General features: G+C 65.2%; 20 protein-coding genes and 2 pseudogenes. 14 read left to right on the top strand and 8 right to left on the bottom strand.

All coding sequences use genetic code 11. From position 1 onward, the window contains the following. Positions 1 to 19: 19 nt before the first annotated feature. Both G0D83_RS06130 and G0D83_RS06135 read left to right on the top strand, forming a co-directional pair. Positions 20 to 1,030: an iron ABC transporter permease gene (locus tag G0D83_RS06130; protein ID WP_203594900.1), complete on the top strand. Its 1,011-nt coding sequence runs from the start codon at positions 20 to 22 to the stop codon at positions 1,028 to 1,030. After that, the gene (locus G0D83_RS06135) at positions 1,027 to 1,779 is read left to right on the top strand and encodes an ABC transporter ATP-binding protein (protein ID WP_164190605.1); all 753 of its coding nucleotides are present in this window, start codon (positions 1,027 to 1,029) and stop codon (positions 1,777 to 1,779) included. Before G0D83_RS06130 ends, G0D83_RS06135 begins: the two co-directional genes overlap by 4 nt. 184 nt (positions 1,780 to 1,963) lie before the next feature. On the opposite strand, the gene G0D83_RS06140 is transcribed toward G0D83_RS06135, so the two are convergent. Together G0D83_RS06140 and G0D83_RS06145 are read right to left on the bottom strand one after the other, a co-directional pair. Then, entirely contained in the window at positions 1,964 to 2,311 is a 348-nt protein-coding gene (locus tag G0D83_RS06140) for a hypothetical protein (protein WP_164190548.1), read from the bottom strand. A gap of 182 nt (positions 2,312 to 2,493) precedes the next feature. Then, positions 2,494 to 3,186, bottom strand: coding sequence for an SDR family NAD(P)-dependent oxidoreductase (locus G0D83_RS06145; RefSeq protein WP_235958003.1), 693 nt, complete (start codon positions 3,184 to 3,186; stop codon positions 2,494 to 2,496). 621 nt (positions 3,187 to 3,807) lie between these two features. Between G0D83_RS06145 and G0D83_RS06150 the strand changes: the two genes are divergently transcribed. The 7 genes and pseudogenes from G0D83_RS06150 to G0D83_RS06175 form a co-directional block, all read left to right on the top strand. Further along, positions 3,808 to 5,055, top strand: a complete 1,248-nt coding sequence (locus G0D83_RS06150) for an efflux RND transporter periplasmic adaptor subunit (RefSeq protein ID WP_164190607.1) — start codon at positions 3,808 to 3,810, stop codon at positions 5,053 to 5,055. A 4-nt stretch (positions 5,056 to 5,059) separates the two neighbouring features. Further along, entirely contained in the window at positions 5,060 to 6,511 is a 1,452-nt protein-coding gene (locus G0D83_RS32460) for an efflux RND transporter permease subunit (RefSeq protein ID WP_203595563.1), read from the top strand. Next, positions 6,466 to 8,109: an efflux RND transporter permease subunit gene (locus G0D83_RS32465; RefSeq protein ID WP_370457180.1), complete on the top strand. Its 1,644-nt coding sequence runs from the start codon at positions 6,466 to 6,468 to the stop codon at positions 8,107 to 8,109. The genes G0D83_RS32460 and G0D83_RS32465 overlap by 46 nt, the downstream gene beginning before the upstream one ends. Positions 8,110 to 8,249: 140 nt before the next feature. Then, positions 8,250 to 8,795: pseudogene (locus G0D83_RS06160) on the top strand (tyrosine-type recombinase/integrase). A gap of 25 nt (positions 8,796 to 8,820) precedes the next feature. Continuing rightward, positions 8,821 to 9,621: an endonuclease/exonuclease/phosphatase family protein gene (locus G0D83_RS06165; protein WP_164190610.1), complete on the top strand. Its 801-nt coding sequence runs from the start codon at positions 8,821 to 8,823 to the stop codon at positions 9,619 to 9,621. A 397-nt stretch (positions 9,622 to 10,018) separates the two neighbouring features. Beyond that, on the top strand, positions 10,019 to 10,273 hold the full coding sequence (locus G0D83_RS31840) for a hypothetical protein (RefSeq protein WP_203594892.1): 255 nt from the start codon (positions 10,019 to 10,021) through the stop codon (positions 10,271 to 10,273). A 15-nt stretch (positions 10,274 to 10,288) separates the two neighbouring features. Continuing rightward, a pseudogene (locus G0D83_RS06175) lies at positions 10,289 to 10,720 on the top strand (transposase); the annotation flags it as partial. Here the strand turns inward: G0D83_RS06175 and G0D83_RS06180 are convergent. The 3 genes from G0D83_RS06180 to G0D83_RS06185 are packed head-to-tail and all read right to left on the bottom strand — an operon-like array spanning position 10,690 to position 12,079. Further along, complete coding sequence (locus tag G0D83_RS06180) at positions 10,690 to 11,739, bottom strand: recombinase family protein (protein WP_370457181.1); 1,050 nt, start codon at positions 11,737 to 11,739, stop codon at positions 10,690 to 10,692. The pseudogene G0D83_RS06175 and the gene G0D83_RS06180 sit on opposite strands and share 31 nt — an antisense overlap. Beyond that, positions 11,740 to 11,892 carry a hypothetical protein gene (locus G0D83_RS32075; protein WP_235939602.1) on the bottom strand — a complete coding sequence of 51 codons (153 nt, stop codon included), beginning with the start codon at positions 11,890 to 11,892 and terminating at the stop codon, positions 11,740 to 11,742. After that, entirely contained in the window at positions 11,882 to 12,079 is a 198-nt protein-coding gene (locus G0D83_RS06185) for a hypothetical protein (RefSeq protein WP_235939605.1), read from the bottom strand. Before G0D83_RS06185 ends, G0D83_RS32075 begins: the two co-directional genes overlap by 11 nt. 345 nt (positions 12,080 to 12,424) lie before the next feature. On the opposite strand from G0D83_RS06185, the gene G0D83_RS06190 reads away from it, so the two are divergent. Then, positions 12,425 to 13,021, top strand: a complete 597-nt coding sequence (locus tag G0D83_RS06190) for a hypothetical protein (protein WP_164190614.1) — start codon at positions 12,425 to 12,427, stop codon at positions 13,019 to 13,021. 327 nt (positions 13,022 to 13,348) lie between these two features. Here the strand turns inward: G0D83_RS06190 and G0D83_RS06195 are convergent, their stop codons facing one another. Further along, positions 13,349 to 14,020 (bottom strand): GntR family transcriptional regulator, encoded by a 672-nt coding sequence (locus G0D83_RS06195; RefSeq protein ID WP_164190616.1) that lies wholly within the window; start codon positions 14,018 to 14,020, stop codon positions 13,349 to 13,351. A gap of 107 nt (positions 14,021 to 14,127) precedes the next feature. Here G0D83_RS06195 and G0D83_RS06200 point away from each other — a divergent pair, with 107 nt between their 5' ends. The 4 genes from G0D83_RS06200 to G0D83_RS06215 all read left to right on the top strand — a co-directional run bounded on the left by G0D83_RS06200 (position 14,128) and on the right by G0D83_RS06215 (position 18,178). Further along, positions 14,128 to 15,198 (top strand): 4-hydroxythreonine-4-phosphate dehydrogenase PdxA, encoded by a 1,071-nt coding sequence (locus tag G0D83_RS06200; protein ID WP_164190619.1) that lies wholly within the window; start codon positions 14,128 to 14,130, stop codon positions 15,196 to 15,198. Between the two features lie 45 nt (positions 15,199 to 15,243). Continuing rightward, positions 15,244 to 16,233 (top strand): TRAP transporter substrate-binding protein, encoded by a 990-nt coding sequence (locus G0D83_RS06205; RefSeq protein WP_108968000.1) that lies wholly within the window; start codon positions 15,244 to 15,246, stop codon positions 16,231 to 16,233. A gap of 71 nt (positions 16,234 to 16,304) precedes the next feature. Continuing rightward, positions 16,305 to 16,895 (top strand): TRAP transporter small permease, encoded by a 591-nt coding sequence (locus tag G0D83_RS06210; protein WP_203594894.1) that lies wholly within the window; start codon positions 16,305 to 16,307, stop codon positions 16,893 to 16,895. Beyond that, positions 16,892 to 18,178, top strand: coding sequence for a TRAP transporter large permease (locus G0D83_RS06215; protein ID WP_108968002.1), 1,287 nt, complete (start codon positions 16,892 to 16,894; stop codon positions 18,176 to 18,178). The genes G0D83_RS06210 and G0D83_RS06215 overlap by 4 nt, the downstream gene beginning before the upstream one ends. A 42-nt stretch (positions 18,179 to 18,220) precedes the next feature. Here the strand turns inward: G0D83_RS06215 and G0D83_RS06220 are convergent, their stop codons facing one another. Together G0D83_RS06220 and G0D83_RS06225 are read right to left on the bottom strand one after the other, a co-directional pair. Further along, entirely contained in the window at positions 18,221 to 19,189 is a 969-nt protein-coding gene (locus tag G0D83_RS06220; RefSeq protein WP_164190621.1) for an acetamidase/formamidase family protein, read from the bottom strand. A 274-nt stretch (positions 19,190 to 19,463) separates the two neighbouring features. Continuing rightward, positions 19,464 to 22,598: an efflux RND transporter permease subunit gene (locus G0D83_RS06225; RefSeq protein ID WP_164190624.1), complete on the bottom strand. Its 3,135-nt coding sequence runs from the start codon at positions 22,596 to 22,598 to the stop codon at positions 19,464 to 19,466. Position 22,599: the final 1 nt, after the last annotated feature.

Consider the following 22,599-nt stretch of genomic DNA (forward strand, 5'->3'; position numbering starts at 1 on the left):
CCGGACCCGCTCCGGCCCTCTGACGGGGCTGGGGTCCTTCGTGCTTGCCGGTGGCGTCGCCCTCACCCTCGCGACCTGCTGCGCGGTTCTCTTCGGCGAGATCAGCGTGACCCCGCGCGAGGCCCTGTCCACGCTGGCCAACCGACTCTTCGGGCTCGACCTTCCGGTCGATCCGATCCGCGAGGGGATCGTCTGGCACTACCGGCTGAGCCGGGCGGTGGTCGCCATGTGCGCCGGAGCCTCTCTGGCGATCTGCGGCGTGGTGCTGCAGGCGCTGCTGCGCAACCCGCTCGCCGAGCCCTACCTGCTTGGGATTTCGGCCGGCGCCTCGACCGGCGCGGTGCTGGTCATCGTACTCGCGCTCGGTGCCGGGGCCGTCACGGTTTCGGCCGGGGCCATGGCGGGGGCGCTCCTCGCCTTTGGCTTTGTGGCGGTGCTGTCTTTCGGCGCGGGCCGCGGTGCCGAGAGGGTCATCCTTGCCGGCATCGCCGGCTCGCAGCTGTTCAATGCCGCCACATCCTTCATCGTCACCTCCTCGGCCAGCGCCGAGCAGACCCGTGGCATCATGTTCTGGCTGCTTGGCAGCCTTGGCGGTGTGCGCTGGCCGGATGCCGGCCTGGCCCTGCCCGTGTTGCTCGTGGGGCTGTCTGTCTGCCTCTACCGGGCGCGGGCGCTCGATGCCTTCGCCTTCGGCGAGGATGCGGCCGCCTCGCTCGGGGTCGATGTCGCGCGTGTGCGCGTCGAGCTTCTGGGACTTACCGCACTTCTCACCGCCTGCGTTGTCAGCATCGTCGGGGCCGTGGGCTTCGTCGGGCTGGTGATCCCGCATGCGACCCGCTTCTTCGTCGGTCCGGCGCACGGGCGGCTCATCCTAGGCTCGGCAATTGCGGGCGCGGCCTTCATGGTCTTGGCTGACGTGCTGTCGCGCCTCGTGTTGCCGGGACAGGTGCTGCCGATCGGGGTGATCACCGCACTCTTCGGCGCCCCGGCCTTTGCCGTCCTGCTGTGGCGTTCGCGGGGACGGGAATGAGCCTTCGGAGCGAAAATGTCTCTTGGTCCTCAGGTGGCGCGGCAATCGTCAAGAGCGTGACCCTGCGCGTGCCCGACCAAGGTGTCCTCGGCCTGGTGGGGCCTAACGGCTCGGGCAAATCGAGCCTGCTGCGCCTGCTGGCCGGGGTCCGCCGCGGCAGCGGCGGCGCGGTCCTCGTCGACCAGCGGCCAATCGAGACGATACGTCGTTCCGAGATCGCGCGGCGGCTTGCGCTGGTAGAGCAGCACGCGACGACCGATGTCGGGCTGACCGCGCGGGATGTGGTGGCGCTTGGCAGGTTGCCGCATCGCGGCGCGTTGGGCCCCTGGAGCGCGCGCGACGAAGAGATCGTGCTGGATGCGCTGGCACGCACCGGCATGACGCGCAGCGCGGAGCAGTCCTGGGCCACGCTGTCCGGCGGAGAGCGCCAGCGCATCCAGATCGCCAGGGCGCTGGCACAGCAGCCGCGCGAGCTGCTCATGGACGAGCCGACCAACCATCTCGACATCCGGCATCAGCTTGACCTGATGCGCCTGCTGCCCGAACTGGGCACGCGGGTCGTCGTCGCGCTGCACGATCTGAACCAGGCGATGGCATTCTGCGAGGAGGTCGCCGTGATGAGCGCGGGGCGCTTGGTCGCGCAGGGACGACCTGCAGAGGTGCTGACAGCAGGCCTGATCCGCGAGGTTTTCGGGGTCGAGGCGGTGATCGACTGCGGTCCGACTGGCCCGAGGGTTTCCTTCTTCTGAGCGGGGCCGCGCGGTGTTTTCGGACGCTTCGCGGTTGCAGTTTTCACTACAGGGCCCGGTTGCCGGCAGAACGACCCACCCTCACGGACCGAACGTGAGCGCCGCTCAAGCACTGCAGAGTTCGACTCGACCATAGGCAGGCCGACCAGCGGGAAGAACACCCCCGCCGCCACGGCCATCAGCATCAGCGTGCGGAGAATGCGCCAGTCGGTTGGCACCTGCGGCACGCCGAGCGCGCCGGAAGGTCCACTTCGGGCGTTGGCGCGCCCACCGCAATGCCGCCGCCATAGGAGCCGGGATCGCCCCGGCCCATGTCATCTACGAGCAGCAGCAGGATGTTCGGCGTCCCACCGGTCTTCTCCGCGAGCGCCGCGAGCTTCTCGGCTGCTTCCGCTTCCTGCTCGGGCCGCGGAATATGAGGTTCGAGATAGGGTTCGGTCTGAACCGTCAGACTAAAAACTGAGCCACACAAGAGTGTCCTGTTTGTCCGCTTTGTGGTCGCTATTCCGAAGGAGTTCGCTGCGCGGCGCATGAACGACAGGATCCGTTGCTTCGATGCGGCATGGGGATTTGCCGCGTCACAGCAAAAATTCCGCTGCGAGCGCACGCAGCGAGAATTTGACACTTCCGCAATGGGCTTGCGGCGGGGCGGGACCTCCCGGTTCTGGCAAGGAGGCGCGCGTGAGCCGGAGCTGCAACGACACCCACGGGTCTTCACCAAGGTACCGGGTTGCCGGCCCAGTCGAAGAACTGCCCCGTTTGCCGCGGCTCGAGGCCGGCCAGCACACCGAGAAGATTGCCCGCGGCCTCGGCGGGCGTGACCTTGCGATGGGCCGGGTAGTCGCGGGTGAATTCCGTGGCCACGGTGCCGGGATGAAGGGCAACGACGACGGCACCGGGATGGGTGCGGGCGATCTCGATCGCGGCGGTGTGGACGATCTGGTTGGCGGCAGCCTTCGAGGCGCGGTAGCTGTACCAGCCGCCCAGGCGGTTGTCGCCGATGGAGCCGACACGAGCGGTCAGGACCCCGACAACCGACCGCCCTTTCCGGGGCAGAAGCCGGGGAACATGCCTGAGGACGAGTGCCGGTCCGATGGCGTTCGCCGCCATGACCTCGGCCATCCTGGAGGCGTCGATCTCGGCCAGGGACTTCTCCGGCCTGGCCCCTTCCGGCGCCAGCACTCCGCTCGCGACGAGGATCATCTCGAATGGACCAGACAGTGCCTCCATCCGAGCGGCCACGGAGGCAGGGTCGGCGAAATCGACGCCGTCAACGGATCGGGAAAGACCGGTGACCTCGGCTCCACGCTCGGCAAGCGCTGCGCAAAGCGCAGCTCCGATGCCCCCTGAAGCGCCAATGACAAGGGCGCGCCTGTGCAACGGGGTGTCATCTTTCGAGCCGGACAAGTTCAAACCGTTCTCCTACCCAGGGATTTCCGTACATGCTGGAGACACGAGGTAGGCTGGACCCGCCGCATGCACAGGGGCTGGCCGCCGCGATGGCTTTGCAAGAGCTTTCATGCGTTCCGAGGGATGTCCTGGGCTGGACCAATGCGCCAACCCACCGTCTGTTCGCGCCATGAACTGCGGTAACGCGCATCCTGTGGGTCTGCAGTCAGCCCTAACTTTCCCTTCGCCCCGTGAGCATGGGGCGGCAGTCGTGCGGACCTTCCTGCTGTTGATTACTCGTTCGACGCAATCGCATCATAGCGAAAGACCCGCTGCCGCGCCAAACGAAGCTCAGCTGCGGACCGCAGAAGCGGTCCTTCGAGGCTTGTCCGCCGGAAAAATCCGAGCTCGCGCAGTCCATCCTCGAAGGCTGGGCGCGCGGGAGGGATCGAGACGGGAACCACGCTTGCCCGAGGCCAAGGGCGCCACGTGCGTGGCTGCCGTCGAAACAGAATGACGAACCCCGGGACTTTCCTGTACTATCGGTTTCGGAAATTGGTCCTCTTTTGAGTGAACGCGCCGGGTCGATGGTTGCCATCATCATCTGGGTTCGGTGCCTCATGGGGAGACTCCATTTTGATGAAGACCGTTTTGCTCTTTCCAGTCTTTGCCACGATTGGCGCGGGAATTTCCGACGGAGCCATGGCGCAGGAGAGCCATGCACGCCCCGCGAAGGTCACCGTGGCACAGGAAACAGCGGCGGAAGTGTCGCTGTCCTATCCCGCGCTCGTCCTGCCTTCACGGGAGGTCGAATTGTCCTTCAGAGTTTCCGGGCAGGTGATCGCGCTTCCGGTGCGCGCGATGTCGCAGGTTTTCGAGGGGGATACGATTGCCCAGATCCAGACTCGGGATTTCGATAACCAGCTGAGCCAGTTGCAGAGCCAGAAGGCGCAGGCGCAAGCCGAGCTCAACGCGTTGAAGTCCGGCGCACGGGTCGAAGAGATCGCCGCGCTGGAGGCCGCGGTGGACTCCGCCCGGGCCCAGGTCGATGCCGCAAACAACGTGCTGAACCGGACCCGCGAGCTTCAAGAGCGCGGGGTCGCAACGCGTGCCCAACTGGAAGCGGCGGAGGCCGAGGCGCGCGTGGCCGAAGCCAGCTTGAAGTCGCAGCAGGAGTCGCTTCGGATCGGAGAGGTTGGCGGGCGGCCCGAGGAAATCGCTGCGGCAGAGGCCACGCTGCGGGGCATCGATGTGCAGATCGAGACCGCGCAAGACAAGATCAACGATGCAACGCTCAGGGCGCCTTTCGACGGGATCGTCGCCCGGCGGGACATCGACAATTTTGCCAATGTGCAGGCGGGGCAGCCGATCGTGCTGCTCCAGAGTCTCGGCGTCGTTCACCTCGCGTTCGATATCCCCGGCCCCGATGTGAAGATTTTGACGGCGCGCCGCGATGGAGCGGGCGGAAGTATCGCCACGTTCGACGCCCTCCCGGGACAGGAATTTCCCGCGGAGCTGGTCGAATTTTCGGTTCAGGCGGACAGCGCGACGCAGACCTACCGCGGACGCGCCGCCGTCTCGGTGCCCGAAGACGCGCTCATCCTGCCCGGCATGGTGGCCAATATCCGCGCCACAATCGGGGGAGCGCGCGAAGAGGTGACGATCCCGCTGACTGCCGTCGCCGCGGCGCCGAACGGCGATCCGCTCGTCTGGCTGGTGGATGACGCGGGCAAGGTCTCGCGACGGGCCGTGACCCTAGGGGCGGCCAGCGGCGGGGATGTGGTGGTGACCGAGGGGCTCTTGGGCGGCGAGCGCGTGGTGTCGGCGGGCGTGGGCGACATCGTTGAGGGAATGACGGTCCGCCCGATCACCCAAGTTGGGAACTAGGGCCATGGATTTGGCATCCTTTGCTCTTCGGAAGCGGCTGATCTCGGCCGTGGCCACGCTGCTGATCCTCTTCGCCGGTTACTTCGCCTATACCGCGCTGCCTCGGTTCGAGGATCCGGAGTTCGTGATCCGGCAGGCGCAGATCATCACGCCTTATCCCGGGGCTTCGGCCGAAGAAGTGGTCGAAGAGGTGACCGAGGTCATCGAGGGTGCGCTTCAACAATTGCCCGGCGTGGACGAGGTCCGGTCGGTCTCCTCGCCGGGGCTCAGCACGGTGACGGTGGAATTCACCATCGCCTCGACACCGAATTATCGGGAGCTCGATCAGAAATTCGCGCAGATGCGGGCAAAGATCTCGGACGCCCAGTCGCAGCTGCCGCCCGATGCCTACCCCAGCCAGGTCTACGATGACTATGGCGATGTCTACGCCCAATACTACGCAATCGTCGGGGAAGGTTTTTCTCTTTCCGATCTCTACGAATACGTCAAGGAGCTGCAGCGCAAGCTGGTCACGGTCGACGGGGTCTCGAAGGTCTCGCTGAATGGCGTCCGCAAGGAGGTCATCTACGTTGAGTATGCGCCGGCGCGGCTGACCGCGCTCGGCCTCGCACCCGCGCAGATCCAGCGCCTGCTGGAGGGGCAGAACCTGGTGACACCCGGTGGCTCCATCCTGGCCGGTCCGACGCGCCTGGCCTTGCGGCCCGAAGGCGCGGTGGACTCCATCGAAGCCATCGAGAGCCTGATGCTCACCAACCCCGAGACCGGCGCGTCCTTCAGGCTCAGGGATATCGCCTCGGTGACGCGTGGACTGGAGGAGCCGGCGAAGACGCTTCTGTTCCGCGACGGGCAACCCGGCATTGGCATGGGCATTTCCAACGTCCGGGGCGGCAACGTGGTGAACATGGCCAATGCGGTGCGGGCGCGCATCGCCGAGCTGGAAAGTGAACGCCCCATCGGCATCCACGTCCTGCCGATCTCGGACCAGGGCGCGAGCGTGAAGGAGTCCGTCGATGACTTCGTGGTCAACGTCGGGCTGGCGCTGGCGATCGTGGTCGGCACGCTGCTGGTCTTCATGGGCGTGCGATCCGGCATCCTGATGGGGGGCATTCTGCTTGTCACCGTCGCGGGCACGCTCTTTGGCATGTATGTCTTCGGGCTCGACATGCAGCGCATTTCCCTGGGGGCCCTGATCATTGCGCTGGGGATGCTCGTCGACAATGCCATCGTGGTTGTCGAAGGCACACTGGTGCGCGTGCAGCACGGCGAAGAGGTCGCCGCCGCCTCGCGCTCGGTGGTGCGGCAGACGATCTGGCCGCTGCTGGGCGGAACGGTGGTCGGTATCCTGGCCTCTCGCCCATCGGTTTTTCACCCGACAACACCGGCGAATATGCCGGCTCGCTGTTCTGGACCATCGGCATCGCGCTGCTGTTTTCCTGGCTGGTGGCGATCTGGTTGACGCCCTATTTCTGCACGCTGCTGCTCAAGCCTGGCAAAGCCGGCGACGCGCCGAAGGAAAATGCTGTGTTAAAGAGCTATCGCGCGCTCCTTGACAAGGCCATCAGGGTGCGCTGGCTGACCGTCGCGGGCATCGTTGCGCTCTTCGTTTCGGCGGTCGCTATGTTCAACCTCGTGCCGCCCGGGTTCTTCCCGGCGTCCACCCGCCCGCAATTCGTCATCGACTACTACCTGCCGCAGGGGACCGACATCACCCGCACCGAGGCGGACATGCGCGAGATCGCGGGTTTCGTGCGCGGCCTCGACGGCGTGACGGGAACCAACAGCATGGTGGGCAGCGGACACCAGAGATTCATGCTGATCTACGATTCCGCGGACGCCGACCCGTCCTACGGCCAGATCCTGGTGGACGTGAAAGATTATGGGGTCATCGATAAGCTGCGCGGCGAAATTCAGGCGCATATCGATGAATCCTATCCGAACGCCAAGTCCAAGGTGTGGAAATTCGTGCTTGGCCCGGGCGGTGGCTCGCGCATCGAAGCGCGTTTCTTCGGCTCCGAACCGGCCATCCTGCGTGAGCTTTCAGACCAGGCCAAGGCGATCATGTCGGAGGCCGGCGCGATCGCGGTCAAGGACGACTGGCGCGAGCAGGTAAAGGTTCTGCGGCCGATCATCGACATCGAGAGCGCCCGCCGTGTCGGGCTGACGCAGGCCGAGATTTCGAATGCGACCTACAGCCACTTGATCGGGACGCGCCTGGGACAGTACCGCGAGCGCGACGAGCTGCGCGATATCGTGATGCGCCCAGTGGCATCCGCACGAGACGACGTCGGTGAGTTGCGGGACATCCAGGTCTACGCGCAGGCAACGGGCGGCTACATCCCGATCAGCCAGGTGGTGGACCGCTTCGATGTCGTCTTCGAGGCGGGACGCCTGCGCCGGATCGACCGCCAACTGGCGATCACCGCGCAGTCCGACAATGCGCCCGGCATCCGGTCGGGCGACCTTTTCGACGCCGTGCGCCCGAAGATCGAGGCGATTGCCCTTCCGCCGGGGTACAGCCTCGAGTGGAAGGGCGAATACGGCAACAGCCAGAAAGCCAACGCGGGTCTCGCCAAGACAATGCCCGTCGGGTTCGGTGCCATGTTCATCGTGGTGCTGTTCCTGTTCAACGCGTGGCGCCAGACGCTCATCATCTGGCTCGCGGTGCCGCTGGCGCTGATCGGGGTGATCTACGGCCTCGCCCTCAGCCGGACGCCTCTCGAATTCATGGCCATCCTCGGCATTCTGTCGCTGACCGGGATGCTCATCAAGAACGCCATCGTGCTGATCGACGAAACGGATTCACAGATCGCGCAGGGCAAGGCGCGCATGTCCGCGGTCGTCGATGCCGCGGTCAGCCGCGTGCGGCCCGTGTCGCTTGGCGTGCTGACCACCGTTCTGGGGGTGGTGCCGCTTCTCTGGGATCCCTTCTTCAGGTCCCTGGCCGTCGTCATCATATGCGGCTTGAGCTTCGCCACGATCCTGACCCTGGTGGTCGTCCCCACGCTCTACGCCATCTTCTTTGCCGTAAAACCCGCAGAGGTCGGAACGGCCTGAGCGCCGCGTGGTCCCAATCGGAACGGGCGTGCCAGGCAGCGAGAGACCGGTGCGCGGCCAGTCACCCGGAACTGAGCCGGAGGACGGTGAATGACGCGTGCCAATGATGTGCTGCAGTCCGCGGTGACAGCGCGGGTTCGATCTTAGCTGTGGTGTCGATCCGTGCGCGCCTCGGACTTGCGAGCGGCCTTCGCGATCTCGCTCTGTTCAATCTCGCCATCGCCACCAAGGTGCGGGGCTGCGACCGCGTCGGTCTGAAGGTCGCCCAGCCCGTTGTCGGCGATCGTCTCCGCGAACGCGTATCGGTCATCCAGAGCAAGACGCGCCGCCCCTATCAGGTCTAAGTCACGGAAAACACCCGTGCTTCGATCTCGGCTTGGGTGAAACGACCGGAGATGATCGACTGCGCCTTCCTGTTCGCGCGCCGGTTTCATGCCAGGCCGCACATTTCGACGCGACAATACACGCGGCTCGTCCGAGAGTGGGTGACGGCGATCGGTCTCGAGCCGAGCGGCTACGGCACGCACTCGTTGAGGCGCACCAAGGCGGCACAGGCTTACCGCAAGACAGGCAATCTTCGCGCGGTCCAGCTCCTGCTCGGTCCCACCAAGGTGGACAGTACGGTCCGCTACCTGGACGGCGAACTCGAGGAGGCTCTGAGCCTCGCGGAGGCGGTCGACATTTGATACCCTTGGCGAAAGGTCATAGCTCATGAAAATCATGTGTTTGAACGGTTGGGGCGGCAAGCTCCATGAAGTGATGCTGCCCTATCTGGCCGCAATTATGCCCGATATTCTTTGCCTCCAAGAGGTCATCCATAGCCCCTCGTCCGGAAAGGATTGGCTGACCTATCGCGACGGCGATCATATCCTGCCTCAACGCGCAAACCTCTTTCGCGACGTCACCACGGCGCTGCCAAACCACGTTGCTTTCTTCTGTCCAGCGGCGCAAGGAGTCCTGTGGGACGGAGAAATGCCGATCCCTTCGCAATGGGGCTTGGCGACCTTTGTGCATCGCTCTTTCCCGATCATCGGACAGGTCCAAGGCTTCGTTCACAAGGATTACTCTCCTGTCGGCTTTGGCGAGCACCCACGCTCCCGAAACGCCCATGGCGTGCGTGTGTGGGACTACGAAGCGGACAGAGCCTTGAGCGTCACGCACATGCATGGGCTGCGCGACTTGGCCGGAAAAATGGACACGCCCGAACGTGCCGAACAGGCACATAGACTGCGTGATCTCTCAAGCCAATTGGCAGAGCCTGGCGACCTGAAGGTGATCTGTGGCGATTTCAACGTTGAGCCGAACAGCGAAACGCTTTCGATCCTCGCCGATGCCGGAATGGTTGAACTCGTGACGACCTACGGATTCAGCGGGACTCGCAACTCGCACTACAAGAAGCCAGGCCGCTTCGCCGACTACATGCTGATCGACAACCAAGATGCCGTAAGGAGTTTTGACGTCATCTACGAAACTGAAGTCTCGGACCACTGTCCGATCATCCTCGAAGTTTAGCGTCGTTCAGGAACGGCCTTTCCCTCAAAGTTGCGGAATGTCGGGGAAGGGCATCTCGATTTTTCACTGAATTTGGCCGGGCGGAGGGGATCGGCAGCGTGAAGCGGCCCCGTGATCGCCATCCTCTGTCCCGCTATTCCGGAAGGCTGGGTCGTTCCGCTTCGGCGCTTGCCGCGAGGTGGCGTGTGACCCCTTTCGCCGCCCTGGATCAAGCGGGCTTCGGGGTCAGGCAGCGGAGTTGCGTATCGACCCAGTGAAAACCTGCTCATGCTACAAGCGAGAACGTAGCGATGAGTATGACCATGGACGACAACATCAAGCGGTGGACGGCGAAGCGGAAGACGGCCCGGGTGATCGAGATCATCCAGTGCAAGGCGACCGTGTCGGAGGCGAGCCGGTGAAAGCCGCGCCGAAGGTCGATCCCCGCTTCACCGAACCAATCAAGAAGATGATCGAGGAGGAGCCGTCCTTCGGCTATCGGACCGTGGCCTGGCTCCTGGGCTTCAACAAGAACACGGTACAGCGGATCTTCCAGATCAAGGGCTGGCAGGTTCGCAAGCGCGCCGTGGGCATGCGGCCCCGCATCGAGGCTGTTCCGTCTGTCGCAGCTGGGCCGAACGAGAGGTGGTCGACCGATCTCGCACGCATCTGAACCGGCAAGGACGGCTGGGCTTCACTGGCCTTGGTGATCGACTGCCACACCCGCGAGTTGCAGGGCTGGCACCTGTCGACGTCGGGCAAGGCCACGACGGCCAGCGCCGCCCGCGAGCATGCGCTGATCGCGAGGTTCGGCACACTGGGCCGGGTCGAGGAGGAGTTCCTGCTGCGCTCAGACAACGGTTTGGTCTTCACCAGCCACCACTCCACGGCCATCGTCCGCAGCTACGGGCTCAAGCAGGAGTTCATCACCCCACACTGCCCGCAGCAGAATGGCATGGTCGAGCGCTTCATCCGGACGCTGAAGGAGCAGTGCGTGCATCGCCACCGCTTCGAAAGCATCCAACACGCGATGCGCGTCATCGGTGACTGGATCGCCTTCTACAATCCTGCTTCATTGCGCCCATCTCTCTATGCCTCTGAAGTAAATAGGTTTTGCTGATCTGGGTGCGATGCGGTGGGGTATTTGGGGTTCTGCCGGGCGCGTTGGGTGAGTTGCTGGGCTGGCGGTTTGCCGAGTTCCGCGGAAGCGAAGATCCACGGACCGTCCGGTAACGGATGAACGTCCTCGATGCTGCCGGCTTCGGCGGCGAGTCTGAGTGTCTTCGTCGTGAAGCCGAGCAGGGCATCGCCGTGCTTGGGCGCCCCGTCACGCCGGAGGCGTGCTTCCAGCACAACGGTGCCGGCTCGTGGGGGTGTTGTCGCTGACCCTCGCGTGGATCGCCTCTGCCCGTCCCAACTGATATAACCTTCGTGTGCGCCGGGCTTCAGCGCCAGCCATTCAGCGCGCGGTTTGCGGCGGCTGCCGGTTCGCGGAACGGCCGCGCCGTGTCTTGGCACAACTCGGATCTTACCATAGGCGTAGGCGCCGCCGTAGACCGGGTTCTCGATGATGCGGTGGATGGTGGCATAGGTTGGCCTGCGCCAGATCACGTCGCCATTGGCGTGTCTTGCGGGCAGGTCCAGCCCGTGCTCCAGGAACCAGAGCAGGACCTGCCGGACGCTGCCGAGCTCGGCCACCTTGTCGAAGACAAGGGTGATGGCCTCCTGGACGCGGCGGTCGGGGTCCTTGTCGAGCCTGTCGCCGGCCTTCACGAAGCCGACGGGAGCTGCGACGATCAACTCGCCGCGCCGGGCCTTCTCGTAACGGACAGACAGCGACCGTTGCCGCAGCAGATCGAACTCGTACTCGTTGAGACTTCCTTTCAAACCGAGACGTAGACGGTCGTTGCCTTGGCGTGGCGCATATACCGCCTCCTGGTCGACGAGAACGGTGTCGACGACCCGGCACATCTCGATCAGCTGCTGCCAGTCGCGGCTGTCGCGCGCAAAGCACGACACTTCCCGCGCCGCGACCGCACCGACCTTGCCCAGGCAGACCTCGGCGACCATCCGGCCGAAGCCCGCCCGCGCAACGCCGCCCGCCGGGGACCGGCCAAGGTCGTCGTCGATCGTCTCGATTCAGGACCAGCCGAGCGTCGCCAGCCGGTCGCGCATCGCATATTGCAGAGCGCCGCTCTCCCGGTTGTGCAGCACCTGGTGGGCGGAGGACTGTCGCACGTGGAGGATCGCCTTGCGCTCCAGGTGGTGCGAACTGATCTTCTCATGCTTCATATCGTGCTTCCGTCCGGCGAGGCGCCTGAGCGCCGGCGGCGTGGTCGAGGATCAGGCGGGTCATCAGTTCGGTCAGCGTCACCCGCGCCTCCTCCGGCAGCGTCTGCCAGTGCGGCGCCGGGACCAGATCGGCGTCGCTGGGGCGAGTGAACAACTCGAGCTGTTGTGGTGCTGGGCGGCGTGGCATCGGCATCTCCCGGAATCGCCTGTTGGGCGCTCGATGTTGCGCTCGGGTCTGGCAGTGGGGATGCGCCATCACGAACGCCGGCCGCATCGTGCAGCAATGCCGCCAGAGCTCGCAAAGCCGCCACTGAGGCAACCGGCGTCACCGCGACTTGCCAGCACCGGCAGGCCGCGCGATCGAACATCCAGACGGGAACCTCCAGCCGTCGGTCCGACGAGATACCGCTCAGGCTACAGCGAAACGCAACCCAGCCCGCCTTCGCGATCACGTCGTGTACGTGAATAGCTCGCCCCGTCCAGGGCTGCCAAGGGTAGAGCACCTCGCGCTCCTCGGTCCCGTGGGTGGTCTGTGATTGAGCTCTACAATATCCGCCGCCCTGATCAGGCGCTTGCCATGCGCACGCCTGCCGAGGCATTCACATTGGCGGCCTATCCTGAGCAGATTCCGCTGGGTCGATACAGGAACGCCTCGCCGATGTATCACCCACACCATCTTGATGGGTTCATCGGGAAGCTGCGGGCGGGCGTCGAGCGCTCCAAGGCGGAGGACCTACTGGACATTGCGCCGGCATCGCATCGTGTCCGCATACCCACCGAGCGCGTGGGCGAAACTATTCCGAGAAACCGCTTTCCGCTGCATGCAGTCGATCCGGCCACCGCACGTTTCCCGGATTTCCGCGTGTCGCCAGCCGTGCTGCGTGAGGTCATCGCGACCGATCACCATGGAACCGTTCGACCGACCCGGGCTGCGAAGATCCTCGGCATCAATCTCCGGACGATCCACAGTCTGATGGACACGGACGTTCTGAAGTCCTGCGACATAGAGGAAGTGAAAAGCGGGCGGCTACCAGGCGTCGAGGCCGTGATCCAACTCGACCGCGGGGCGCAGTCCCTTCCACTTGGGCCGCGCGCCAACATGATTTTTAGGCGAAGCGACGTTCTTTGAAACATCAGTCACGAGAAGCCGGCCACTGCGCTGGGTTTTTATGAGCGGTCGGTGTCGAAACTATCTGACGAAAAAGGCAGGATTAGTTCGAAATTTAGATTTTGACGCTCTGATATCAAAGGGAAATTTCCGCATCCAGAGGCAGAACTTTGTGAGAATTCCCATCCGCACCAGATCACCAGATATCGCCATCCCGCGGGTGAACGACATCGCCCCCGCTACGCTTACAGGCGTGGCCCTCCTTTTGATGATCCAGGCCAGCCCACCTCGCGCGCGCCGACTTGCGCGCCCGAGATTGGGCGATGACGCGAAGGTGGGAAGGAGCGCTCAGAGCGACTCCTTCACCCGGTCCCAGGTATTTGTCAGGTGGCGCGACATGACCTCGCCCAGCCGGTCGCCATCGCGGGCCTCGAGCGCGGCGATCATCTCTTCGTGCTCGGCGACGGCTTCGGCCCAGTAATCCTCGGTGCCATTGCCGACGAAGCGGATGCGCTTGAGCCGTCCTTGGATGTTCTGCTGGATTTCCTGCAGCGTCTCGTTGGCGGAGAGCGCCGCCAGCCGCGAGTGGAACTCCTGGTTGAGCTTGTAATAGGGCAGCCGATCGCGCGTGCGGTAGTGGCCCAGCATCTCTTCGTGCAGCGCGCGCATCCCGGCGATCTCGGCGTCGCTGGCCCGTTCGCAGGCGGTCTGCCCGGCGAGCTTTTCCAGATGCCCCAGCAACTCGAGCATGGAGAAGACATCCTGCGACGATAGCTTGCGCACCGTTGCCCCGCGCGAAGGCTGAATGACGATCAGCCCCTCGGCCGCCAGCGTGCGTAGCGCCTCGCGGAACGGGGTGCGCGAAACGCCCAGCTGTTCCAGAAGCTGCACCTCGTCGATGCGGCTGCCGGGCTCGAGGTAGCCCTCGATGATGAGATCCCGGATCCGGTTCGCGACCTGATCATGCAGGGATTCTTTCTTTATTTGCAATGGCATGTCCGAGGCAGAAGACAGGTCCATGACACCTCCGGTTCTGATCTTTTTCCTAGGTTAGCAAGTTTTTCCTTGCCATGCGATACCGTATCGGAAAACAAAATATACAAAATACATGCTGAGGAGAATCGAATATGCGAGTCGCATTGGCGATCGGGGATGCTGCCGGGATCGGGCCAGAACTGGCCGCGAAGATCGTGGCGGATGCGCAGGCAAACCTTGGCGACCTGATCGTCATCGGAGACGCGCGACTGCTGGAAAAGGGCGCGCAGACCGCCGGGGTGAAGATCGACCTGCCGGTGATCTCCACCGCCGATCTGGCAAAGCCCCTGCCCGCCGGGTCGGTTCTGCTCGACCTGCGCAATTGCGATCCTGCCTCGGTGCCGCCGGGCAAATCCTCGGAGGCCGGGGGCCGCGCTTCGCTGCAGAACTTCGCCACGGCGCTGCTGCTGGGCAAGGCGGGCATCGCGGGCGTCTGCGCCTTCACGCCGTTCAACAAGCACTCCATGCGGCTTGCCCGGTCGAGCTACGTGGACGAGATCGGTTTCGTCGACGCGGTGATCGAGGCCGAGCAGTCGGGGCGTGAATTCAACGTGCTCGACGAGGTGTGGAATGCCCGGGTGACCTCGCACATCCCGCTGAGCAAGGTGGCCAGCACGATCACCACCGAACGCGTTGCGAACAGCCTCAAGCTGACCTCGGAGGTGATGACCGCCGCGGGCATCCCGAGCCCCCGTATCGGCGTGGCCGCGCTCAACCCGCATGCCGGGGATGGCGGCAACTTCGGCCACGAGGATGACGAGGTGATCGCGCCCGCCATCGAAATCGCCAAATCCCAAGGGATCAACGTGACCGGCCCGGTACCCTCGGATACCGTCTTCGTGCGGGCCATCAAGGGGGGCGAGTTCGACGCGGTGATGACCATGTACCACGACCAGGGGCAAATCGCGATGAAGCTGATCGGCTTCGACCGGGGGGTGACGCTGATCGCCGGCTACCCCTTCCCGATCGTGACCCCGGCGCATGGCACCGCCTTCGACATCGCGGGCCAAGGCCGCGCCGACACTGGCGCCACCTTCAACGCCATCGCTCTCGGCCGCAAGCTGGCCGGGCTGCAACCCCGTCCGCCCGCCACGGAGGAGGACCGCCAGCACGCGGCCGGGGCCATCGCGGCGCTCACCGAGCCAGAGGTTCTGGCCGGCTGAGCGACACCCCACAAACCGGACCAAGCACTCAGGGAGGAGACACACTTGGAACTCAAGCATATCGCACTGATCGGCGCCGTCGCCGCAACGCTGCAGGCCGCGCCTGCGCTGGCGCAGACCGAGATCATCTTTGGCCTCAGCGCCGCCGACGGCTCGCTGCAGGACCAGACCGCCGAGGAATTTGCCCGCCGCGCCAACGAAAAGCTTGGCGACAAGGCGGTGGTGAAGGTCTTTGACAGCTCGCAGCTGGGCAAGGACAAGGACATGCTGCAAAAGATCAAGCTGGGCACGATGCACATCACCCTGCCCAGCTCGACCATGCCCGAGATCGCGCCGGAATACGCGCTCTTCGACCTGCCGTTCCTCGTTGCCGATCGACAGCATCTGGCCAAGATCGACGAGGCGCTCTTCGACAGCGTGCTGAAGCCCGCCGCCGAGGCCAAGGGCTACAGGCCGCTGGCGATCTGGGAGAACGGCTTCCGCCAGATCACCAATTCCAAGCACCCGGTGACCACCCCCGCCGACCTCAAGGGCCTGAAGATCCGCACGCCGAACTCGAGCTGGCGCGTGGCGATGTTCCAGGAGTACGGCGCCAACCCGACGCCGATGCCCTTCTCGGAACTCTTCGTGGCACTGCAGACCGGCGTGGTCGACGGGCAGGAGAACCCGATGACCAACATCTACGGCGGCAAGCTCAACGAGGTGCAGGAGTATCTGTCGCTGTCCAACCACGTCTACTCCCCGGCCTATCCGACGGTCGGCGTGAAGGCCTTCGAGAAGCTCGACCCCGAGGTGCAGCAGATCATCGAGGAGACCGCCAAGGAGGTCGCCTTCTGGGCGCGCGACACCGGCGAGGCGCAGGACGGCGAGCTGGTGGGCAAGCTCGAAGAAGGCGGGCTCGCGGTCAACAAGACCGACCGGGATGCCTTTGTCGACGCCTCCAAGCCGATCTACGAGAAGTTCGCGGCAGAGGTCGAGGGCGGTCAGGAGATGATCGACCAGGCGCTGTCGCTGGCCAATGGCTCGGGCTCCTGAGCCCAACAGGTGAACCGGCGGCGCGGGCGTCCCGCGCCGCCTCTCCCCTCGCTGAATTCTCGGAGGCAACCTTGCTGTCCCGTCCCACCCGTTGGCTCGACCTGTTCCTGCAGATCGCCACCATCGCGATGATCGTCGCGCTGGCCTGCGTCGTCCTTCTGGGCGTCGCCTACCGCTACAGCGGCCAGTCGCTGATCTGGTATGACGAGGTCGCCGCGGCGCTCCTCGCCTGGATCACCTTCACCGGGGCCGCGCTGGCCGTGGTGCGCAATTCCCACATGGGCTTTAACGGGCTGATGTTCGGCCTGCCGGGGGCCGGGCGCTTCGTGCTCTTCGGCCTTGTCGAGCTGCTGTTCCTGACCATCTGCGCCATCACCGCCTGGGCCGGCTGGGCGATCCTCGAGATCTTCGGCGACGAGGTGATGACCACCGTGCGCTTCGTGCCGCGCGCCGTGCTGCAGGGCATCCTGCCGGTGAGCTTCGGGCTGATGATCCTCGGCCGGCTGCTGACCCTGCCCGAGCGCCTTCAGGCCGTCCGTGACGGTGTCGACCCCGACACCGCCGAGATCGAACATGAGATCGCCCGCGCCGAGGCCGAGCTGGCCGAGGCCCGCGGCAAGAGCCATCGCACCCCGGGCGCGCACAAGGAGGTCACCCAATGATCGAAGCCGGCATCCTGCTTTTCATGTTCGTGCTGATCGCGGTCGGCATGCCCATCGCCTTCTCGATCCTCGGCTCCGCGCTCTTGGGGGTGTTCCTGCTCAACGGCGAGCTGGGCTTTCTCAACGCCGCGCTGTCGCTCTACGACGGCGCCACCAGCTTCCCGCTGATCGCCATCCCGCTCTTCATCCTTGCCGGCGCGCTGATGAACACCGGCGGCATCTCGACCCGGCTCATCGCCTTTGTCTCGGCGCTGATCGGCTTCGTGCGCGGCGGGCTCGCCATGGTCAACGTCGGGGTGTCGATGTTCTTTGCCGAGATCTCCGGCTCGGCCGTGGCCGACGTGGCGGCGACCGGCTCGGTGCTGATCCCGGCAATGAAGAACAAGGGCTACACGCCGCGCATGGCGGCAGCGATCACCTCGTCTTCGGCCTCGCTGGCGATCATCATCCCGCCATCGATCCCGATGATCCTTTACGGCGCCATGTCCGACACTTCGGTGGTCAAGCTCTTCGTCGCGGGCATCGTGCCCGGCGTGCTGGGCGGCGGGCTCTTGATGGGCCTGTGCTACTACATGGCCCGGCGCTACGACCTGCCGCGCGACGAGGCGTTTTCGCTGCGCCGCCTCGGCGAGACCGCTAAGGACGCCTCCTGGGCGCTGATCCTGCCGGTGGTGATCCTCGGCGGCATCTTCGGCGGCGTGGTGACCGCGACCGAGGGGGCAGCGCTGGCGGTTGTGGCGGCGCTCTTCATCGGGGTCTTCATCTACCGCGAGATCAATCTGCGCCATCTCTATAAGGCGCTGGTGGACGGGGTGCTGCAGACTTCGGTTGTCATGCTGATGGTTGCGGCCTCGGCGGTGCTCGGCCTCTATCTGACCGAGACCGAGATGCCGCAGCGTCTGGCAGCGGGCATCACCCAGATCACCACCAATCCTTTCGCCGTGCTGATGATCATCAACATCTTCCTGCTGTTCGTGGGCATGGTGCTGCATGGCGCGGCGGCGATCATCCTGACCGTGCCGATCTTCATGCCGCTGGTGCATGAGCTTGGCATCAACCCCATCCAGTTCGGTATTCTGCTCACGCTGAATATCGCGCTTGGCCAGCAGACCCCGCCGGTCGCGAGCGTATTGATCACCTCCTGTTCAATCGCCCGAACCGACGTGTGGCGGACCTCGGTCACCAACCTGCCCTTCGTGGGCGTGCTGGTGCTGGTGCTGCTGCTCGTCACCTACGTGCCGGCGGTATCGCTCTCGCTGGTGGATCTGGTCTACGGCATGTAGCAGATCCGTCGCGGGCCGGCTCTCCCCGGGGCCGGCCCGTGATCAGCGGGCCACTGTGCCGCTTTCGAGGATCGACTTCCGCAAGCGCCCGTGTACGCCCTTTTCCTGGTTGACCGACTGGGTGATGGCGAAATCCGCCGCCAGCGAGCAAAGCTGGTAGGCCTCGGTCTCGGTGATCTCCACACGCTCGCGGACCATCGCGATCATCTGGCGCAGGGCGATTTGCAGCGCGGTGTCGAGGCTGGCATGAAAGCCCATCGAAATCAGCTCGGCCTCGGTTTCTGCGCGCGGATGGTCGATCGCCGTGGTCCCGGCCTTCAGCAGATCGAAGCGGAACGTGCCGGTGAGCGCCGTCTCGAGCGCGGTGATGCAGACCTCGCCATCGCCCTGGCAGCCATGGCCGTCGCCGCAGGAGAAGAGCGCGCCCTCGGCCTGCACCGGCAGGTAGAGCGTCGCCCCGTCGGTCAGCAGCTTGAGGTCCATGTTGCCGCCGTGAAGGCGCGGCTGGATCGATGTGAGTTCGCCCCACTCCGGCGCCGGGGCCACCCCCATGACGCCGAAGAAGGGCGCAAGCGGCAGCGTCGCGCCCCAGGGCAAACGGCAGGTCTGCGCCTCGCGGTCGATGGGGATCAGCGAGAGGGCTTTCTGCGAAACCGGGAACTCGCCGGACAAGGTGCCCGAGGCCGGGCGCACCAGGTTGAAACCCCAGTCGGCGCCCAGCTCGATACGCTCGATCTCGACCTTGAGCACATCGCCGGGCATGGCCCCCTCGATCGCCACGGGGCCGGTCAGCAGGTGGGCGACGCGCGGCAGGTCCGCGGCAAGGATGTCGCGCAGCTCGGGCGCGACGGTCATGCCGGAGCCCTCGGCGGGCAAGAGCTCCTCGCGCCCCGAGAAGGTCTGGATGGTCACCCGGTCGCCGGGCGTCACGGTCATGACCGGTGGCAGCTCCGACCAGAATCGCCCCCAATGGACGGTCTGCGGCGTGGCGGCGAGGTGATGATGCGTCATGGCAAGGGGCTCCGGGTTGAGTCGGGCGCAGCTTCGCGACGCGCGGATCGAGAGTAAAGAGCGCAAATTAGGGGTCCGCAGCCGCGGCGCAACGCAAGCCGCAGGCGCGTCGGCCGGTCGGATGGCCTGCACGCTCAGAGGTCAGCACCACATGCCAGCCGGGTTAGGAAAGGCCGATCATCGCGTGCGGCGCCAGGGGGGCAGGCACTCCGCCAAAACGACAAGAGCGGGCCCGGGGGCCCGCTCTTTTTCCATGTCCCGCGGCGGGGTCTCTTCAGCGCGCCATCTCGGCGCGCTTGACCGCCAGCTCGCGCTCTTTCTTGCGGCCGAAGACCTTCATCACCACGACGAAGAACAGCGGCACGAAGAGCACGCCCAGCACGGTGCCGGTGATCGTCCCCCCGAGCACCGCCGAGCCCACCGCCTGGCGCCCGCCGGCGCCCGCGCCGGAAGAGAGCACCAGCGGCACCACGCCCAGCGAGAAGGCCAGCGAGGTCATGATGATCGGACGGAAGCGCTGGCGCGCCGCCTCCTTCACCGCAACCAGAAGCTCTTCGCCGGCCTCGTAGCGTTCCCGGGCAAACTCCACGATCAGGATCGCGTTCTTGCCCGTCAGGCCGATGACGGTCAGCAGCCCGACCTGGAAGAAGACACCGTTCTCGAAGCCGAACCAATAGGCCGCGCCCATGGTGCCCAGAACGCCGATCGGCATCGCCAGCATCACCGAGAAGGGGATGGTCCAGCTCTCATAGAGCGCCGCGAGGCAGAGGAAGATTGCCGCCAGCGAGAGGCCATAGAGCAGCGGGGCCGAACCGCCGGAATCGCGCTCTTCCAGCGAAAGACCGGTCCAGGCGATCTGGTAGCCCGGCGGCAACTGCGACGCGAGTTGCTCGATCTCCGCCATCGCCTCGCCGGTGGTCACGCCCGGGGCGGGCGAGCCCTGAAGTTGCATCGACGGCACACCGTTGTAGCGGTTGAGACCCTGAGGCCCGTAGGTCCACTCTTCCTTGGTGAAGTTGGCGAAGGGCACCAGATCGCCGTTGGCATTGCGCACCCGCCACTTCTCGAGGTCCGAGGGGGTCGCGCGGCTGTCTGCCTCGCCCTGGACGTAGACCCGCTTGATCCGGCCATTGTCGTTGAAGTCGTTCACGTACTGACCAGCCCAGGCGATCGACAGCGTGTTGCCGACATTGGTCGGGGTCACGCCCATCGCGCCGGCGGCACGCCAGTCGATGTCGAGGTTGAACTGCGCCGCGTCCTCCAGCCCCGAGGGGCGGATCGAGGCGATCAGCGGGCTCTGCGAGGCCATGCCCAGAAGCTGGTTGCGCGCGGTCAGCAGCTGTTCATGCGTCTGCCCGCCCTGCGCCTGCAGGTAGAAGTCGAAGCCCGAGACGTTGCCCAGCTCGATCACCGCAGGCGGCACGATCGGGAAGACTTGTGCGTCGCGGATCCCCATGAAGGCCGGGAAGGCACGGCCCGCCACCGCCTGCACGCTCTGCGCGGGCGACGGACGCTCGGACCAGTCCTTCAGCCGGACAAAGGCGAGACCCATGTTCTGGCCCTGCCCTGCGAAGGAGAAGCCGACCACCCCGAACATCGAGTCCACCGCCTCGGTTTCCGAGGCGAAATGGTCCTGTACCTGCTCGACCACGTCGAGCGTGCGCTCGGCGGTGGCCCCGGTCGGCCCCTGGATCAGGGTCATCAGGATGCCCTGGTCCTCGTCCGGCAGGAAGCCGGTGGGCGTGTTGTTGAACAAGAAGACCATGGCGTAGCCGAGCGCCACGTAGACCACCAGCATGCGCAGCGGGCGCTTGATGATGTGGCCGACGGTGCCGGCATAGCCGCCGGTCAGCTTGTCGAACCCCTTGTTGAACCACCCGAGCGGGCCGCGATTGCTGTGATGCGCGTCCTTGGACTTGAGGATGGTGGCGCAAAGCGCCGGAGTCAGGGTCAGCGCGACCAGCACCGACAGGCCCATGGCCGAGACGATGGTGATCGAGAACTGCCGGTAGATGATCCCGGTCGAGCCGCCGAAGAAGGCCATCGGCACGAACACCGCCGACAGCACCAGCGCGATACCGACGAGTGCGCCGGTGATCTGCCCCATCGACTTGCGGGTCGCCTCGCGCGGGCTCAGCCCCTCTTCCTCCATGATCCGCTCGACGTTCTCCACAACCACGATGGCGTCGTCGACGAGCAGGCCGATGGCCAGCACCATGGCGAGCATGGTCAGCGTGTTGATGGTGAAGCCCGCCATGGCGAGGATCGCGAAGGTGCCGAGGATGACGACCGGCACAGCGAGCGTCGGGATGATCGTGGCGCGGATGTTCTGCAGGAAGAGCAGCATCACGAAGAACACCAGCACGATGGCTTCGATCAGCGTCTTCTGCACCTCATGGATCGAGATCTCGATGAACGGGGTGGTGTCATAGGGGATGACGTAGCTCACGCCCTCGGGGAAGAACTCCGAATACTCCTCGATGCGCTGTTTCACCCGCTCGGCGGTGTCGAGCGCGTTGGCCCCCGAGGCGAGCTGCAGCGCCATGCCCGAGGAGGGCTTGCCGTTGTAGCGCGCGATGGTCGAGTAGTTCTCGGCCCCGACCTCGACCCGCGCCACGTCCTTGAGCAGCACGAGGCCGCCGTCGGTCTCCGAGCGCAGCACGATGTTGCGGAAGTCTTCGGGGGTCCTCAGAAGCGACTGCGCGGTGATCGTGGCGTTGAGCTGCTGACCCTCGGGGGCGGGCAGCGTGCCGAAGGCGCCGGCCGAGATCTGCGCGTTCTGCGCCGAGACGGCGCCGACCACGTCCGAGGGCGTCATCTCGAAGGCCGAGAGCTTGGACGGGTCGAGCCAGATCCGCATCGCGTATTGCGCGCCGAAGACCTGCGCCCCGCCGACGCCCTCGATCCGGCTGAACTCATCCACGAGGTTCGAGTTCAGGTAGTCCGAAAGGTCGGCCTGATCCAAGCGGCCGTCCTCCGAGATGAGGGCGATCACCATCATGAAGGAGGAAGAGGCCTTTTCGACGGTGACGCCCTGGCGCTGCACCGTCTCGGGCAGCAGGGCCGTCGCCTGCGAGAGCTTGTTCTGCACCTGCACCTGCGCCACGTCCGGATCGGTGCCGGATTCGAAGGTCAGGGTAATCGACGAGGTGCCCGCCGAGGTCGACGACGACGACATGTAGCGCATGCCGTCGAGACCGGTCATCTGCTGTTCGACGATCTGGGTGACCGTATTGGCCACCGTCTCGGCCGAGGCACCGGGGTATTGCGCGCTGATCCGCACCGAGGGCGGGGCGATTTCGGGGTATTGCGCGATGGGAAGGTTGAGGATCGAGAGCACCCCGATCCCCATGATGAGGATCGAGATCACCCAGGCAAAGACCGGACGGTCGATGAAAAAGCGTGCCATT

The organism is Salipiger sp. PrR003, assembly GCF_010500785.1.
Classification (GTDB): Bacteria; Pseudomonadota; Alphaproteobacteria; order Rhodobacterales; family Rhodobacteraceae; genus Salipiger; species Salipiger pacificus_A.

What these genes read in the sequence shown, in the direction of transcription:
- G0D83_RS06225 (WP_164190624.1), bottom strand. Translation starts at nt 22,598, where the DNA reads ATGGCACGCTTTTTCATCGACCGTCCGGTCTTTGCCTGGGTGATCTCG.
- G0D83_RS32460 (WP_203595563.1), top strand. Translation starts at nt 5,060, where the DNA reads ATGGATTTGGCATCCTTTGCTCTTCGGAAGCGGCTGATCTCGGCCGTG.
- G0D83_RS06150 (WP_164190607.1), top strand. Translation starts at nt 3,808, where the DNA reads ATGAAGACCGTTTTGCTCTTTCCAGTCTTTGCCACGATTGGCGCGGGA.
- G0D83_RS06195 (WP_164190616.1), bottom strand. Translation starts at nt 14,020, where the DNA reads ATGGACCTGTCTTCTGCCTCGGACATGCCATTGCAAATAAAGAAAGAA.
- G0D83_RS06135 (WP_164190605.1), top strand. Translation starts at nt 1,027, where the DNA reads ATGAGCCTTCGGAGCGAAAATGTCTCTTGGTCCTCAGGTGGCGCGGCA.
- G0D83_RS06220 (WP_164190621.1), bottom strand. Translation starts at nt 19,189, where the DNA reads ATGACGCATCATCACCTCGCCGCCACGCCGCAGACCGTCCATTGGGGG.
- G0D83_RS32075 (WP_235939602.1), bottom strand. Translation starts at nt 11,892, where the DNA reads ATGAAGCATGAGAAGATCAGTTCGCACCACCTGGAGCGCAAGGCGATC.
- G0D83_RS06140 (WP_164190548.1), bottom strand. Translation starts at nt 2,311, where the DNA reads ATGCGCCGCGCAGCGAACTCCTTCGGAATAGCGACCACAAAGCGGACA.
- G0D83_RS06185 (WP_235939605.1), bottom strand. Translation starts at nt 12,079, where the DNA reads ATGCCACGCCGCCCAGCACCACAACAGCTCGAGTTGTTCACTCGCCCC.
- G0D83_RS06200 (WP_164190619.1), top strand. Translation starts at nt 14,128, where the DNA reads ATGCGAGTCGCATTGGCGATCGGGGATGCTGCCGGGATCGGGCCAGAA.
- G0D83_RS06165 (WP_164190610.1), top strand. Translation starts at nt 8,821, where the DNA reads ATGAAAATCATGTGTTTGAACGGTTGGGGCGGCAAGCTCCATGAAGTG.
- G0D83_RS06215 (WP_108968002.1), top strand. Translation starts at nt 16,892, where the DNA reads ATGATCGAAGCCGGCATCCTGCTTTTCATGTTCGTGCTGATCGCGGTC.